At 64.6% G+C, this 15,377-nt stretch carries 16 protein-coding genes and 3 pseudogenes; 9 read left to right on the forward strand and 10 right to left on the reverse strand.

Going from position 1 to position 15,377, the window contains the following annotated elements:
* Window positions 1–140 precede the first annotated feature (140 nt).
* From ACQCSY_RS24065 to ACQCSY_RS24085, 5 genes are all read right to left on the reverse strand, one after another.
* Window positions 141–443, reverse strand: a complete 303-nt coding sequence (locus tag ACQCSY_RS24065) for a DUF4193 domain-containing protein (protein WP_427136393.1) — start codon at window positions 441–443, stop codon at window positions 141–143.
* A gap of 202 nt (window positions 444–645) precedes the next feature.
* Window positions 646–1,833, reverse strand: coding sequence for an FAD-dependent monooxygenase (locus ACQCSY_RS24070; RefSeq protein WP_427136395.1), 1,188 nt, complete (start codon window positions 1,831–1,833; stop codon window positions 646–648).
* Between the two features lie 309 nt (window positions 1,834–2,142).
* Window positions 2,143–3,348: an IS110 family transposase gene (locus ACQCSY_RS24075; RefSeq protein ID WP_427136397.1), complete on the reverse strand. Its 1,206-nt coding sequence runs from the start codon at window positions 3,346–3,348 to the stop codon at window positions 2,143–2,145.
* A 364-nt stretch (window positions 3,349–3,712) separates the two neighbouring features.
* Window positions 3,713–4,309, reverse strand: coding sequence for a recombinase family protein (locus tag ACQCSY_RS24080; protein ID WP_427136399.1), 597 nt, complete (start codon window positions 4,307–4,309; stop codon window positions 3,713–3,715).
* 186 nt (window positions 4,310–4,495) lie between these two features.
* Complete coding sequence (locus ACQCSY_RS24085) at window positions 4,496–5,110, reverse strand: TetR family transcriptional regulator (RefSeq protein ID WP_427136401.1); 615 nt, start codon at window positions 5,108–5,110, stop codon at window positions 4,496–4,498.
* Between the two features lie 166 nt (window positions 5,111–5,276).
* On the opposite strand from ACQCSY_RS24085, the gene ACQCSY_RS24090 reads away from it, so the two are divergent.
* From ACQCSY_RS24090 to ACQCSY_RS24105, 4 genes and pseudogenes are all read left to right on the forward strand, one after another.
* On the forward strand, window positions 5,277–5,633 hold the full coding sequence (locus ACQCSY_RS24090) for a hypothetical protein (protein ID WP_427136403.1): 357 nt from the start codon (window positions 5,277–5,279) through the stop codon (window positions 5,631–5,633).
* Window positions 5,634–5,707: 74 nt separating this feature from the next.
* On the forward strand, window positions 5,708–6,610 hold the full coding sequence (locus ACQCSY_RS24095; protein ID WP_427136405.1) for an aldo/keto reductase: 903 nt from the start codon (window positions 5,708–5,710) through the stop codon (window positions 6,608–6,610).
* 89 nt (window positions 6,611–6,699) lie between these two features.
* Window positions 6,700–6,872, forward strand: a pseudogene (locus ACQCSY_RS24100) (SDR family NAD(P)-dependent oxidoreductase); the annotation flags it as partial.
* Window positions 6,873–6,906: 34 nt separating this feature from the next.
* On the forward strand, window positions 6,907–7,035 hold the full coding sequence (locus ACQCSY_RS24105) for a hypothetical protein (RefSeq protein ID WP_427136407.1): 129 nt from the start codon (window positions 6,907–6,909) through the stop codon (window positions 7,033–7,035).
* A gap of 43 nt (window positions 7,036–7,078) precedes the next feature.
* Here the strand turns inward: ACQCSY_RS24105 and ACQCSY_RS24110 are convergent, their stop codons facing one another.
* The gene (locus ACQCSY_RS24110) at window positions 7,079–7,411 is read right to left on the reverse strand and encodes an alcohol dehydrogenase catalytic domain-containing protein (protein WP_427136409.1); all 333 of its coding nucleotides are present in this window, start codon (window positions 7,409–7,411) and stop codon (window positions 7,079–7,081) included.
* Between the two features lie 25 nt (window positions 7,412–7,436).
* Entirely contained in the window at window positions 7,437–8,006 is a 570-nt protein-coding gene (locus ACQCSY_RS24115; RefSeq protein ID WP_427136411.1) for a TetR/AcrR family transcriptional regulator, read from the reverse strand.
* 87 nt (window positions 8,007–8,093) lie between these two features.
* Between ACQCSY_RS24115 and ACQCSY_RS24120 the strand changes: the two genes are divergently transcribed.
* The 4 genes and pseudogenes from ACQCSY_RS24120 to ACQCSY_RS24135 all read left to right on the forward strand — a co-directional run.
* Window positions 8,094–8,480, forward strand: coding sequence for an MmcQ/YjbR family DNA-binding protein (locus tag ACQCSY_RS24120; RefSeq protein WP_427136413.1), 387 nt, complete (start codon window positions 8,094–8,096; stop codon window positions 8,478–8,480).
* Window positions 8,477–8,833, forward strand: a complete 357-nt coding sequence (locus tag ACQCSY_RS24125; protein ID WP_427136415.1) for an MmcQ/YjbR family DNA-binding protein — start codon at window positions 8,477–8,479, stop codon at window positions 8,831–8,833. The genes ACQCSY_RS24120 and ACQCSY_RS24125 overlap by 4 nt, the downstream gene beginning before the upstream one ends.
* The gene (locus ACQCSY_RS24130; RefSeq protein ID WP_427136417.1) at window positions 8,830–10,164 is read left to right on the forward strand and encodes a replication-associated recombination protein A; all 1,335 of its coding nucleotides are present in this window, start codon (window positions 8,830–8,832) and stop codon (window positions 10,162–10,164) included. The genes ACQCSY_RS24125 and ACQCSY_RS24130 overlap by 4 nt, the downstream gene beginning before the upstream one ends.
* 21 nt (window positions 10,165–10,185) lie before the next feature.
* Window positions 10,186–10,695, forward strand: a pseudogene (locus ACQCSY_RS24135) (carboxylesterase family protein); the annotation flags it as partial.
* 429 nt (window positions 10,696–11,124) lie between these two features.
* On the opposite strand, the gene ACQCSY_RS24140 reads toward ACQCSY_RS24135, so the two are convergent.
* On the reverse strand, window positions 11,125–11,988 hold the full coding sequence (locus ACQCSY_RS24140) for an SDR family oxidoreductase (protein ID WP_427136419.1): 864 nt from the start codon (window positions 11,986–11,988) through the stop codon (window positions 11,125–11,127).
* A 101-nt stretch (window positions 11,989–12,089) separates the two neighbouring features.
* Between ACQCSY_RS24140 and ACQCSY_RS24145 the strand changes: the two genes are divergently transcribed.
* The gene (locus tag ACQCSY_RS24145) at window positions 12,090–12,467 is read left to right on the forward strand and encodes a winged helix-turn-helix transcriptional regulator (RefSeq protein ID WP_427136421.1); all 378 of its coding nucleotides are present in this window, start codon (window positions 12,090–12,092) and stop codon (window positions 12,465–12,467) included.
* A 407-nt stretch (window positions 12,468–12,874) separates the two neighbouring features.
* On the opposite strand, the pseudogene ACQCSY_RS24150 reads toward ACQCSY_RS24145, so the two are convergent.
* Window positions 12,875–13,768 (reverse strand): annotated as a pseudogene (locus tag ACQCSY_RS24150) (IS110 family transposase); the annotation flags it as partial.
* Window positions 13,769–13,805: 37 nt separating this feature from the next.
* A complete protein-coding gene (locus ACQCSY_RS24155; RefSeq protein WP_427136423.1) occupies window positions 13,806–15,377 on the reverse strand; it encodes a tyrosine-type recombinase/integrase in 1,572 nt (523 codons plus the stop codon).

The raw sequence follows: 15,377 nt of genomic DNA on the forward strand, positions 1-15,377 counted from the left end.
ACGAAGGTCCTGGCTGTCATCATTTTCTTCGTGGTGCTCGGCCATCTGGTAGCAACAGAACCGGCAATGGTCAGCGCCTTCACCATCGGCGGGCTCCGGCGTGGTGTCCGGGATTGGTGCTCGAACGCCGAACGGGGCGGTTAGCCTTCGCATTCCAGGCAATATTGGTGACCGTCGTGTTCCCGGGCCATTTGGGAGCGGTGCCGGACCAGGAAGCAGGAGTGGCACGTAAACTCGTCCGTGGCTTGGGGGACGACCTGAACGGTGAGTTCCTCAGCTACGATTTCGCCGCCCGGAACGCCGAGAGCGTCAGCATCATCGGGTGCGTCGAGTTCCCGGACCACGCTGAGCGCGTCAGGGGCGTTGGCGGACTTTAGTGCCTCAAGGGACTTATCCTGCGTTTCCTTAACGTCGGTGCGCAGTTCATCATAATCAGCGGTCATGATCCGTTCCTCGTTCCCTGGTTGTCGTCCCGAGTGCAACGACTCCGCAGTGGCGCTTGTTCCCCACCTTAGTTCCGGTGCAGTAACGGCAGGGCGGGTTGTGCTGAGGCACGATGCTGGCCACCACCGCGACGCGGAGCATTCCAAGGCAGCTCTCGGCCGATTCCCGACGCTCTTCTGGACGACCGATGCCGGTCGCGGCCTATTTGGCGATTCTGCCCACGATCTGGCGGGCCACCAGCCGGTCGATTCCCGGCAGATGGGTGGCCCGTATGATCCACCGACGCAGGAGGCGCTGGGTCCTGTTTGCGGGTAAGAACGATGACGCGGTGCGCCTCCCGGCCGCCTGTGCCTCCTCGACCACGGGTCGCCAGCGACGCTCGAATTCGGCGAGGGCCGGGCCGATCCCCTCAGGTGAGTCGACCGGTCCCAGGACGTCCCCCAGCAACGCGGCACCGGCGATGGCGAGCGAGCCGCCCTGACCCGCGAGAAGCGACACGGCCCCGCAGGCGTCCCCCACGAGAACGGTCCGCCCCCGCTGCCAGCCCGGCATGACAATCTGCGCGACGACATCGTCGTACGGATGCTCGGGGCACAGCTCCAGCAGCCGGTCGACCGCATCGCCGAGCCCGGCGAACTCGCGGCGCAGCCGCTCCCGCGGACTCTCGGAGCGCTGGTGCCCTGGCGCGGCTGTGGCATCCCGGTAGACCATGAATGCCGCCACCTCGTCCGAGCGGAGGCTGTAGAGCCCGGCCATCCGGTCGATGCTGTCGGTGAGGACGAACCGGTCCCGGAAGCGGGCATTCAGGACCGGTTCGGTCACAATGAACGCGGCAGCCCGCATGCCCAGGGGGCGCAGGTACTCCTCTTCGGGGCCGAAGACCTGGGCGCGCACTCCGGAATGGATACCATCGGCGCCGACGAGGACGTCCGCGGCGACCGTCACGTCCGGCGGGCCATCGACGGCGACCCGCACGCCGTCGACGTCCGTCCATACCTGGGATACCGGCGCCCCGTAACGGATTCGCACCCGGCCGGAGGCGACGTCGTCGAGCGCAGCGAGGGCGGCGCGCTCCATGTCGGGACGCAGCAGGCTCAGGACCTTGCCGCCGGCAAGCCGGGCGAACTGGTCGTAATCGAGGCTGGAGGTGGGGTGTCCTGTTGCATCGACATATTCGGCGGCCTCGACGTGGTAGGCCACCGCGGCGAGCCGCGGGTAGAGGCCGATCCTCTCCGCCGCCTCCACGCCCGGACCAAAGAAGTCCATCATGTAGCCATCGGGGCGCGGAGCTGCTGACTTCTCGAGGATGTCGACGTTCCACCCGGCCAAACCGAGCTGGCGGGCCGCGACGAGGCCCGCAATGCCCGCCCCGACAACCACAGCCTTCATATCCTGCCTCCAACGATCGGATCCGCCGGGCTGGACGAGCCCGGCCGGGAGCACAGGGAGTTTCGCCGACACCCGCCGGCTCATTCTTGACTCATTCCTCGCGGGATGTCCAGCGCGCAGTATTCCGCAGGGGTGTCATTTATCGGTCACATAGATAACGCTCCGCCACGGGTCCGATCCCGGGTTTGTCGGACGGGATAGCAACCCAGGCCGGCAATACCGCCTCGAGGGGGCCATACCTCGGAAATCGTGGAGAAAAACGGTGCCGCTTGAGTCTGCGGCGCTGATTTCGGGGCGGGACCGACTCGGTCAGACGGCCAATGGTGGCGCCGATGCGGGGAGCCGGGTGTAGGTGGTGCCGTCTCGGAGCATCGCCCACAGGACGTTGAGGCGGCGCCGGGCGAGGGAGAGCATGGCCTGGATGTGGGTTTTTCCTTCGGCGCGTTTGCGGTCGTAGTAGGTCCGGGAGGCGGGGCAGGATTTCAGGGCCGAGAGGCCGGAGAGGTAGAAGACGCGCAGCAGCCGTCTGTCGTAGCGGCGGGGGCGGTGGTGGTTGCCGCTGATGCGGCCGGAGTCCCTGGGAACGGGCGCCAGTCCGGCGACGCCGGCGAACCGGTCGGCGGTTTCAAAGACGGTGAGGTCTCCGCCGGTGGCGCCGTGGAATTCGGCGGCGAGGACGGGGCCGAAGCCGGGCATGCTGAGCAGGGTCCGTGTGTGCCGGTGTTCGGTGACCTTCTGACTGATCAGCGCGTCGAGGTCGGCGAGTTCTTTGTTCAGGGTGATGATTTCCTGTGCGAGGGCGGCGACGATCACCTCCCCCATGTGTTGGGCGGGGACGGTGGTGTGCTGGGATTTCGCGGCCTCGACCGCTGCTACGGCGACGGCGGCGGAGGAGCGGGTGCCGTGTTTCTTCAGCCACGCGTGCAGCCTGGCCTGGCCGGTGCGGCGAATCCCGTCCGGGGTGCGGTGTTTGGTTAGCAGCAGCAGGGCGGCTTTGGAGCGGCTGTAGTCAAAGGCCCGTTCCAGGGCCGGGAAGTATTCGAGCAGCTGGGCCTGGAGCCGGTTGATCGCCCGGACCCGGTCCGCGGATTTGTCGGCCCGGCGGGCGGTGAGGATCCGCAGCCCGGTGCTGATCTCGTCCCCGGCCCGCAGCGGCTGCAGGTCCCGGCGCATCCGGGCCTGGTCAGCGATCACAGCCGCGTCTTTAGCGTCCGTTTTGCCTTCGCCGCGGTAGAGCTTGGAAGCGTGGTGGACGACCCGGCCCGGGATGTAGAGGACGTTCTGGCCGTCGGCGACGAGGATGGCGATCAGCAGCGCCGGTCCGCCGTGATTCAGGTCCGTTGCCCAGATGACCTCGTCCCCGTCGCCGAGTTTCAGGACGTCGGCGATGAGCTCCAGCAGGGCTGGTTCGTCGTTGGGGATTTTTTGCGAGAACAGCCGGTTTCCGTCGGTGTCGATCACGACGCAGTGATGGTGGGCTTTGCCGGCATCGATACCGGCCCACAATTTCGCCAAAACAGCCTCCAGTCTCTCGGATGGGTGGAACCCGGCAGATAACCGCGCCGTCGTGTCCTTATCCGGCGATCATGTCGCGTCTCTCAATCAGCGGTCGGGTCATCGCGGGGTGGCGGGCGGCCAATCCTACGAAGCCGTCACGCGCGAGTCGTCCGGCCACAGCAACAAAGCCATACCCGCCTCCCCCGGGTAGCCACGACCCTACAACGGCCACGGAACCACCCGACAACACCATAAGGACAGCAGCAAAAAACAGAAAAACGCTTTTACAGCCCGAGCGCAGCGAGGACCGTTCACCCAACTCAGGGCGCTACTTAGGCGAGGCCAGGAAACGAGGGCCCCGTCACCCGCCGTTCAAGAGCACCTACAGGGTGCTGTCCTGGCGTGCAGCGAGGGCTTGCTGGTGTCGGTAGAGCGTTGCGCGGCTCCAGCCCACGAGCCGGGCGGCGTCTTCGGCGGTGCGCCCCTTCGCGCGGGCGTCCTGGGCAATTGCCAGCTTGTCCGCGATGACGGCCGGGTCGGACACCGGCCGGCCAAAGCGTGTCCCGTTCTGCCTGGCGGCGGCGATGCCGGCGTTGACCCGCTCGATGATCAGCTCACGCTCATACTCGGCGAGGGTGGCAAGCATATTCAGCATCAGCCGGCCCGTCGAAGTCGCCGGATCGATGCCGTCCGAGATGGATCTGACGTGGACGCCGCTGTTGCGCAGCAGGGTCACGGTGTTGAGCACGTCGAGCAGGGACCGGCCTAACCGGTCGACACGCCACACAACAACGGTGTCGCCCTCTTCGGCGTACTCTAGGAGCCTCTTCATTCCGGGCCGCTCGATGGCGGTCTTGCTTCCCGAAGTCACGTCGGCGAAGACGTCGCGTTTCTGCACGCCGGCATCAACCAGGGCGTCCAGCTGCCGCTGAGCATCCTGGCTGAAAGTACTGACGCGCGTGTAGCCCAGTTGTCTCACCAGGCCATTCTGACTCGAAAAGTCCACGATGTACCGCCGGTGAGACGTTTCATGGTGAGATGCGTTTCCGAGACATAAGAAGTCCGGCTTTTCCGCCAACTCGACCGGCTCATCTGGGCCAGGGAGGGGTGTCTTGAAAAGCTGTTGTATTTCAAGACGTGATCGATGCCGAACTCGAGGGTGGCTCTAATCGACCAGTGCGGCCGGTCTGAGCATCCGGAAAGCGTCGTCGAGTAGCACCCCAGTTTCCACGGCACCCCCGCGGTGGACTAGTTCGGCAGAGGCCACGTCGAAGCACGTGAGAGCACACAATGTGATTGCCCGTGCGTGATACTGCCGTTCGTCTTCTGTGCCCGTCAAGGCGTCGGCGACGGGGGGCACGAGAACGGTCATCCAAGCCAAGTGCTTCTCTGTGTTTCGAGCACGCAGAGACGGGGTGGAGATCATCACGCGCGTCGCGCGCAAGGCCCACTCGGGGTTCGATTCGCTGATCTCAACGGCCGCTTGGAATGCCGCTCGGAGGGCATTCCAGACCGGCATCGATTCCAGGGCCTGAGTAAGACGCTGTCTAACTGGTTCGCCGTAGACCATCGGGTCTCCCAGCACGACGTCCTCCTTGGAGGCGAAGTACCGGAAGAAACTCCGCGGTGAGATGTCGACCGCTGCCGCTATCTGGTCGACAGTGGTCTCATCGAAGCCCTGCTCGTCAAACATCACGAGAGCCACCTCCGCGATCTGCTGCCGCACCGCGTCTCGCGTCCGCTGCCTCAGCCCTCGCCCCGGGCTCATAGTCTCACTCACATTCACATCATACAACGCCCTACTTGACAGTGACTGACACAAAGCACATATACTGACAGTGCCGAAAGGTAATCAATGAGGTCGGGTGCCACATCACGATCAACACATCGGGGCACCTCATGCACAGCGGCCGTGGGCGCCCGGCCCACCTAAAAAGGGAGTAGCTATGCCAACCACTGATCAGATCGACTTTTTCTTCACCTACCGTGTGCTCGATCAGGACCTCTTCGAGAAGTACCTCGCTGCAGTGCTGCCCGTCACTGAGAAGGAGGAGCCCTACGTCCTCGAGTACACCCTCGCGCGCGGCGCTGACGGGACGATCCTGCAGCATGAGCGTTACGAGAACGAGGAAGCCGTCGCCCGGCACCTCGCCCTGACCGCCGATGGCCAGAAGATGTGGGGCAACTCCACCGAACTCACCGATATCCGCTTCGTCGGTCCGCTGAGCGAGAAGTTCCGGACCGAGAACGCGCTGGGACCCATCGCCTCCTGGTGGGAGCGTTACCAGTCCATCGCCCGATAACAGAAAGTCATTTCAAGCATACACGCACACTGGGTCAGCAGGGCCTCACCACCTCCGCCATCGGCTACGGCTCCATGGGAATCTCGGTCGCCTACGGCGCGGCCGACCCCGAAGGTGGAACCTCCGCCATCCAGCGCGCCTATGACCTGGGCGTCACGTTCTTCGACACCGCTGAGGTCTACGGCTGGGGCGAGAACGAGAAGGTCGTCGGCCGCGCCGTGAAGGACTTCCGCGACGACGTCGTGATCGCCACGAAGTTCGGCTGGACCCGCGACTACGGCTTCGACAGCCGCCCGGATCACATCCGTGAGGTCGTCGAGAACAGCCTCCGCTACCTCGGCATGGACCACATCGACGTCCTCTACCAGCACCGCCCCGACCCCAACGTCCCCATCGAGGACGTCGCCGGGGCCGTGAAGGAACTCATCGAATCGGGGAAGGTCAAGTACTTCGGCCTCAGCGAAGTTGGCCCGCAGACCATGCGCCGTGCCCACGCCGTGCAGCCGGTCTCGGTGCTCCAGACCGAGTACTCCCTCTTCGAGCGCGAGGTCGAGGTACTGTTCCCCGCCCTGAACGAGCTCGGCATCGGCTTCGTCCCTTACTCGCCCCTCGGACGCGGGTTCCTCACCGGCACCGCGAAGCCGGCCGCCGAGTACGACGTTACCGACATGCGCAGTGGCGACGCCCGCTGGCAGCCCGGCAACTTCGAGAAGAACGTCAAAGCCACCCGTCAGCTGACCGAGCTGGCCGCCTCCAAAGACGCCACCGTCGCGCAGCTCGCCCTCGCCTGGCTGCTCGCCCAGTGCGAGCACATCGTCCCGATCCCCGGCACCCGCAGCGCCAAGCGCGTCGAGGAGAACGTCGGCGCCACCGACCTCACCCTCACCGAGACGGACCTCGAACGCATCAAGGAGATCCTCCCCACCGGCGGCTTCGGCTCCCGCTACCCCGAGGGCATGACCTCCGAGTGGGAGTAACACCCCAATGACGGTGAAGGCGCGAGACGGCGGCCGCCTCGCGCCCTCACGCTTTCGACACACCACCACGCGCATGAAGAAAGCACACCATCACCAAATGGACACACGTGGACATCCCCGACCAGGCCGGGCGCACCGCGATCGTCACCGGCAGCAACACCGGGCTGGGAGTCGCAACGGCTAAAGGCCTCGCTGACGCCGGAGCACACGTCGTCCTCGCGTCCGCAACACGGCAAAGGGCCGCGAAGCCGCCGCCAGGATAGGAGGCGACGTCTCTGTCCGGAAGTCGACCTGTTGTGACCTCCACCGAGCAGTCCTACGACCTCGCCGCCCAACGACGACTCTGGGCGATATCCGAGGAACTCACCTGCGTCACCTTTCCCACCACACCCTCGACCACCCCCGCCGCTCACACAGAAAGCTGATCCCCATGCCGATCTGTGTTGTCGGTGCAGCCGAAGTTGAGGATCAAACGTCGGCAGCGTCGACGACGGTGTACTCTGAGTAGCTGCCGTCGATTGAGCGGCCGAGGCCGCCAATCATCGTTACGACCTGTTGTCCTACCGCAAGGTCCACACCATCACCCGCGACGTCGACGACGCCGACGGCTTCGATGCCCAGGATGCGCGGGAAGGAGAAGTCTGGACCGGATTTCCCTTCGCGGCTGGTGACTTCTGACTCGTTCACCCCGAACGCCATCACCCGGATGCGCACCTCCCCTGGGTGCACGTCAGAAATCGGCACGTCGCTCGTCGTCAATCCTTCAGGTGCGACGGGGCCGGTGAGTCGGATCGCGCGCATTGTGTCAGACCCGGTGATGCTCCTTCTATGGTTCTCGTTCGGTGGCGGGCATGGTGACGAGGGCCCGGTACGCACCGTGCACGCTGCGCTCGTCAAGTGGGTCGTCATCGTTAAGGGCGCGGTAGCTCCACCACCCCCACATGAGTGCGTCGACAGCTCGGGCTGCGCCGTCCGATAGAGAGCGGCGGAGGATCACGAGGGACTCCTCCTGGAAGTCGCGGAGGAGGTCGGCAACCCGTGGACTGCGTGCACCGTAGCGGTGCATTTCCTCGTACAACCGGATGTCGTCGAGTGTTGGGGCCGTTGAGCCGCACGTGGCAGCCACGAGTGCGTCAACGATGTCGGCGTCGGTTCGCGCGTCGCGCACTGGGGCCGCGTATCGCGGTTCGAGTCCGTCTCGCAGGGTCTCGAACGCGCTGACGATCAACGTTTCCAGGTCGGAGAAGTAGTACGTCGTGGACCCGAGCGGCACGCCGGCCTGCGCGGCGATGCGTCGATACGACGCCGCGTGCACGCCTTCAGACGCGATGACTTCCAGTGCTGCACGGAGGATCCGGGTTCGGCGTTCCGGGTCATTCGGTTTGCCCTTCCGCATGCGCTCCTCCTCAATGTCAGACCAAGTATGTACCATCGTACGCATATTCGGTAGGCTTGTTCCTGCTAGCGACCTCAGGAGATGAACATGCAGGGCGACACGCTGCAGCAGCATGCGCGGAACCGCGTCGAGGAGCTTCCGGGTGCTGGGTTGGAGCATCCTTTCGGGCCGGACTGGGAGGTGTTCAAGGTCCACGGCAAGGTCTTCATGCTGATCACCGACATCACTGGTGAGCCGATCGTGATCGTCAAGGCGGATCCGGAGGACGGCAAAGCGCTCCGCGAGCAGCACGAGGACATCACGCCGGGGTACCACATGAACAAGCAGCACTGGATCACCCTGCATCCCGGAGGGGACCTGCAGAAGCGGCTTGTCGATGACCTCGTCACCGAGTCTTACCTGCTCGTGGTCGAGAACCTGCCGCACGCGAAGCGTCCGGTCGACCCCAAAACATTCGGCCGGAGGGACCAGTGACGCTCTCGGGCGAGCAGCTCCAGCAGCACGCCCGTGACATCGCGGCATCGCTCGAGGACGTCACCAATGGGCGCCCCTTCACGCCGCACCTTGATGTGTGGAAAGTGCACGACAGAGTGTTCCTCATCGTCACCGACGATGATCCGGACCTGCAGATCGTTACCCTGAAGGTCGACCCGCACCACGGGGATGCGCTCCGTCGAGACTTCGACACCATCACGATGGGGCACTACCTCGACAAGAACCACTGGATCTCCATCGGGCCCGGCGCCGGGATCACTAAGCAGCTGATCGGGGACCTGGTGCACGATTCCCACGACCTCGCCGACGACCACCGGAAGCACCGGTCGTGAGCGAGGAGGCGTCACTGTTCAACGTCGATGATGCCTCGCGGCCACTGGCTGACCGGCTCCGTCCGCGCATCCTGCAGGACGTCGTCGGACAAGACCATCTGCTCGCAGCGGACGCGCCGATCGGGCGGATGGTCGACGCGCAGCGGCTTGCGTCGATGGTGCTGTGGGGGCCGCCAGGGTGCGGGAAGACCACGATCGCGCGGCTCCTCGCCAAGCAGACCGACTTCGCGTTCGAACCCCTTTCCGCCACCTTCTCCGGCGTCGCCGACCTGCGAAAAGTGTTCCAAGCAGCCCGGCGCCGCCGCGAGGTCGGTCAGGGCACGCTGCTGTTCGTCGACGAGGTTCACCGCTTCAACCGCGCCCAGCAGGACTCGTTCCTGCCCTACGTGGAAGACGGCACCATCGTGCTCGTCGGCGCGACCACGGAGAACCCCAGCTTCGAACTCAACGGCGCACTCCTGTCCCGCAGCCAGGTCTTCGTGCTGAAGCGCCTGGACGACGCCGCACTCAGCACCCTCATCACCCGCGCCGAAGCGCTCCTCGGTCGGCCGCTGCCACTGACTGACGATGCCCGGCAGGCGCTGATCGCGATGGCGGACGGTGACGGCCGGTACCTGCTGAACATGATTGAGCAGGTGCAAGCCCTGCCCGCACCCGTCGACCCGGCCGCCCTCGCCGCCGCCGTGCAGAAACGGGCACCGCTGTACGACAAAGCGCAGGAAGGCCACTACAACCTCATCTCCGCGCTCCACAAGTCGATGCGCGGCTCCGACCCGGACGCAGCCCTGTACTGGTTGGCCCGGATGCTCGACGGCGGCGAAGACCCCCTCTTCATCGCCCGCCGCATCACCCGTTTCGCCACCGAAGACATCGGCATGGCCGACCCGAACGCCGTCCAACAGGCCCTCGCCGCCTGGGACGTCTACGAACGCCTCGGCTCCCCCGAGGGAGAACTCGCAATCGCCCAAGCTGTCACCTACCTAGCGACCGCGCCGAAATCCATCGGCGTGTACCGCGGATTCGACAAGGCGCGCGCCGCCGCGAAACGCACCGGATCGCTGATGCCGCCTGCGCACATTCTCAATGCCCCGACCCGGCTGATGAGAGACCTCGGCTACGGCGAGGGGTACCAGTACGACCCCGACACCGACACCGGGTTCTCCGGCGCCGACTACTTCCCCGACGGCATGCCCCGGCAGACCTTCTACGAACCCACCGCCAACGGGTACGAACGCGCCATCACCGAACGCCTCCAGCTCTGGGCGCAACAACGCACCGCCAGTCCAGGTGCTTCTACCGGCAACAACTCCACAACCCCAGAACCCGACTGAGCTCTGGGAAAGGACTCACCAATGACCGACACCATCGGCACCCTTACGAATGAACACGCAGTTCGCTCTTGGCTGGGTATTCCCTACGCCACCGCCGAACGATTTCGCCGGCCCACCCTGGTGCCCTTCAACCCCGATCTGCCCTACGACCAGAAAGGACCTGCACCGCTTCAAGCTGGAGACACCAGCTGGCTCGAAGCCGACAACGGCTTCAGCGAGGACTGCCTGAACCTCAACGTCTGGGCCCCCGACGATGCAGCCGACGAGCCCCTCCCTGTGGTCGTCTACATCTTCGGCGGCGGGTACGAGCTCGGCGCGAACACGCAGACTACCTCGAACGCGTCCGGACTCGCCGCGACCGGTCGCGCCGTTGGCGTGTCGCTGAACTATCGGCTCGGCCCGTTCGGGTGGCTCTCCCTCTCCCAATATGGCGGTGCACTCGAAGAGGCCACGAACCTTGGCCTGCAGGACGTCATCGCCGCATTGCAGTGGGTGCGGGAGAACATCGCCCGATTCGGCGGCGACCCGGAACCTGCGGCGTAGATGCTCTCCGGCGTCCACACCGCAGGATCGATGCTGCCCACAGTGGCCGGCGGCGGGCGCCGCCAGCGCTAGAACGTCGCCTCCGAAGCCGCCACATAGCGCCGCAAAAAGAGCGCCATTGAGCGCTGGAGTCCACAGACCCGTCCAACGCAGAGCGCCGGCCAGTCCCATTTGAGGATCGGCTTAGGGACACTTATGCGCCATATAGCGATCACAGAACGCCGCCACATAGCGATCAAATCCACAGACCGGAACGGCGGGCTTTTGGAACAGCGCACTGGATGGCGCTGTCGCGGGCGGTGGAGGACCGGCTTACGGGACAGGTTGAATATCTCTGTGTGGGACGCCCCTATTTGCGCGCCGGGCACCATATGAGGGTGCCCGTTTTTGCCCCTTCGGATCCGGGGCTGGGGGAAACTAGGCGGAGACCGCTGAGCGCACAGCTTCGGTCAGCGTCGTGGTCGGTCGTCCGATAAGCGTCCGGAGGTCTTCGCCGGCGACCAGGAGGTCACCGCGGGCGAGTCCCAGATCCGAGTCCGCAAGGATCTCGGCGAATGCTTCCGGCACTCCGACTCCGACCAGCATGGCCACGTACTCCGGAGCAGGGAGATCCCGGTAGACGATGGTCTTGCCGGCGGCGGCACTTATCTCTGCCGCCAAATCTGTCACCGTGAATGCCACGTCACCACCGAGCTCGTAGACCTTTCCCGCCTGATCGTCGGCGAGAAGTACCGTCGCGGCAGCCTCTGCGTAGTCAGCGCGGGTAGCGGCATTGACCCGACCGTCGCCGGCGCTGCCCACCAGTGCACCCTGCACGAGCGTCCCTTCGATCTGGTCGGTCCAGTTCTCGAAGTAATACCCGTTCCGCAGAAGAGTGAAGGGGACACCGGCCTCCGCGAGAATCGCCTCGGTAGCCTTGTGGTCTTTCCCAAGCAATGTTTTGTTGGCGTCCGCATTCGCGTTGCTCGTGTACGCGAGGAGATCAACACCCTCAGCCTTGGCGGCCTCGATCACGGTGCGGTGCTGGGCCGGCCGATTCTTCCCCACCTCGGAGCTAGAGATCAACAGCACCTTGCGGGCACCTGTGAGGGCAGCGGCCACGGAGGCAGGGTCGTCGTAATCCATCGACTTGACCTGGACTCCCCGGGCGGCGAAGTCGGCCAGTTTTTCGATGGAGCGGCCAGTGGCCACAATTTCTTCTGCCGGGACGTTGCGCTCCAGCAATGCTTCAACAACGTGTCGGCCGAGCTGACCGGTTGCGCCTGTGATGACGATGCTCATGGGTTTCCTCTCACCATTTCGTACTCTGTCACCGGTCATAACCTCATCCCCTGACAATTGCTTCCCAAACGTTAGTACGCACTTTAAAGTAAGGTACAGGCATGAAAGTAAGTAGCAATGCCACAAGTCTTTCCGTGAGCTTTCCTGAGGGCATCTTTCCGGCAGGATGCCCCAGCCGGACGGTGCTGGACCATATCACCAGCAAATGGGGAGTACTCATCCTGATAGCCCTGTCCGAAGGCGAGCAACGCTGGAGCGACCTTCGCCGGAGGGCCGATGGCATCAGCGAGAAAATGCTGGCCCAGACCCTAAAGACCCTGGAGCGGGACGGGCTGGTCCACCGTAACGCCCAGGCGACCATCCCGCCGAGGGTGGACTACAGCCTGACCAGCCGTGGCCACGAGCTGAGCGCCTTGTTGGTTCCGCTCGCCACGTGGGCATTCCAGAACGCCGATGACATCATCAACGGCCAGCGCTGAACCGGGAATTGGCCCCTCCCGGAAGGACACCCCTACCAAGTGATTACCTGCCCCCCAAAGTACCAAGCGCGCCTTTCAAAAATAAGTACCTCTATGACCGGCACCAACAGCGCTTCACGTTTGTATACATGCAGGCGTCGATCAGCCGTTTAGCTGTCCGCGGGGGCGCGCCTTTCTCGGCTTCCGCAAATTCCCCCATCTGATCGCCCGTTCAGGGATCCCCTTACGGGACAGCTCAATCCGTCTCCTAATCGGAACGACGTGTCCGGTAGCCGAGTCACAACGGTCTGAACACACTGTCGGAGCCCATCGAACTTTTGGGCATACGCGATCCCGACAATGAATTACAGAAGTCATCACCCAGTGCTAGATGAGGCAGGCAGCTGACGGCATGCCCCCTCATGCTGTTATGGAGCAGTAGGTGCTGCGATAGGTGTGTAGGTGGTGCCGTCGCGGAGCATGGCCCAGCGGACATTGAGCCGGCGCCGGGCAAGAGACAGCATCGCCTGAATATGTGACTTTCCCTCTACCCGTTTGCGGTCATAATAGCGGCGCGAGGCCGGGCAGGACTTCAACGCCGAAAGCCCTGAGAGGTAAAAGACTCGCAGCAAGCGGCGGTCGTAGCGTCTGGGCCGGTGGTGGTTTCCGCTGACTCTTCCGGAATCCCGGGGTGCCGGCGCGAGTCCGACGACGCCTGCGAACCGGTCAGCCGACTGGAAGACAGTCAGATCGCCACCTGTCGCGCCGAGGAATTCGGCGGCGAGAACGGGCCCGAAGCCAGGCATGCTCAGCAGCACCTGCGTGTGCTGGTGTTCAGTGACTTTCTCGCTGATCAGAGCATCGAGTTCCGCCAGTTCCTCGTTCAGCGTGAGGATCTCCCGGGCGAGTGCAGCGACGATCGACTCCCCCATATGCTGGGCGGGAACGATGGTGTGCTGGGCCTTCGCGGCCTCGACCGCGGCTGCGGCAACGGCTGCCGAAGAGCGGGCGCCGTGCTTCTTTAGCCATGCGTGGATCCTGGCTTGGCCGGCGCGGCGGATCCCGTCCGGCGTCCGGTGTTTAGTCAACAGGGTCAGGGCGGCCTTGGAACGGCTGTAGTCGAAGGCCCGTTCCAGCGCGGGGAAGTATTCGAGCAGCTGGGCCTGCAGGCGATTGATCGCCCGGACCCGGTCTGCGGACTTGTCGGCCCGACGGGCCGTGAGAATCCGCAGCCCAGTGCTGATCTCGTCACCGGCGCGCAGGGCTTGCAGGTCATTTCGCATCCGGGCCTGGTCGGCGATGACGGCGGCGTCCTTGGCGTCTTCTCCGAACTAAGAAATTGCGGGGGAATCGTCCAAATTACTGGCCGTTTCTGGGGTCGGGGGGACTGATGTTGGTGCGGCCGGCGGCTTGGGTGAAGGTGGGCATGCCGAGTTGGGTCGTGTTGCGGCGCTCGGTGATTTGATCCATTTCGGCCAGTTTGGCCCGGGCCCCTGCGAGGCTGACTTTCAGGCCTTCGGCTTCGCCGAGCCAGCGGTGGGATTCGGCTTCGGCGATGCGCTCGATGAGGTTGTCGCGGATCTGTGCCAGGCGGGGTCTGGCTGTGGGATCGGGACGCAGTAGCGGGCAGCGCAGGCAGCTGTGCTCGTGGATGCAGGGCGTGTCGTAGGAGCGGCCGCAGTCACCGACGGAGACCTTGCGGTGTTCGAAGTGGCCGATGAACTCGGCCCATTCCTCATCGGTCGGAGTGCGGTATTCCTGGCTGGGACGTAGCGCGCGGCGGCGGGCGATGAATTCACGGTGGCCGTTGATGACTTCTTCGGGGTAGACGGCCTTGAATCCCATGGTGGTGTTGATGTCTCGGTGTCCGGCGACGAGCTGGGCTATGTGCGGTGGCATGCCGTGCATGATCGCATCGGTGATGAAGATCCGGCGGAAGTCGTGGAAGGTGTAGCGCATCGGGTTGCCGCCGCCGTCGTTGATACCGAGTTCTTGCAGCGCGTGATCGAGGTATTTGCGGAGCGCCCGTTCGGAAACCGCCCGGTTGTCCAGGCGCCGGCGCCATTGGAACAACAGTGGCAGGGGCGGGTTGTGGACGCGTTCGTTTTTGTCGTAGGACACTACCGGTGGGACGTGGGGTTGCCCGGCTCGGATCCGGGAGACGATCTGGGAGAGCACGTCAGCGAGTTCGGGTGAGATGACCAGTATTCGCTCGGCGTCGGTCTTGGAAGGGGCGATCTGCAGAAGAGGAACCAGTTCCCCCGTGTCGGGCAGCCGGTATTGGATCAGGCTGTGGTGTGAGAGTTCACCGAGCTCTTCGATGCGGATGCCCGTGTGGCGCAGCACCTCGACCATGGCCCAGGTCCAGAAACCACGATGCTCTCCGAAGGTCAGATCGCGGCGTGGTCCGCCCTCCGGGTCCTCGGCCCAGACCCGGCCTGTGGCTTCGGTCTTCATGGCCGTGCGGCGCAACGTTTGGCCTGCAGCGGTGAAAAGTTCACCGGCAGTGGTGCGTTCGCCGGCGGCGAGCAGGTCACTGGTGCGTGCCCGTTCGGCCTGCACCCACGAGATCAGTGCCGGCAGCACCGGCAGTCGTTCGCGGGTGCGTTGGTCCGTGCGTGATTTACGGGCCAACCGGTCTTTTTTGTGGGAGACATCCGTGGCGCTGACCGGGCAACGCACCGCCCACGGGCCCCACCGTGCAGGGTCGTCATCGGCCCATTCGGCCAGGTCGAGGTAGAAGGCGCGCACGGCAGAAAGGACGCTGCGCCCGTCCAGCCGTGCCGATGTCCTTTCGATCCGCTCACCGTTGGCAGAGATGCTGGTGCGGGAACGGGTCATGACCCGCTTTTTCCATGACGCGGCGACCTCGCGGGAGAACTTCAGTGAATCGATCCCCGGATGGTGGGCTTCCAGGTCGGCCCAGAACAA

The sequence above is a fragment of the Pseudarthrobacter sp. S9 genome, assembly GCF_050156545.1.
Taxonomy (GTDB): domain Bacteria; phylum Actinomycetota; class Actinomycetes; order Actinomycetales; family Micrococcaceae; genus Arthrobacter.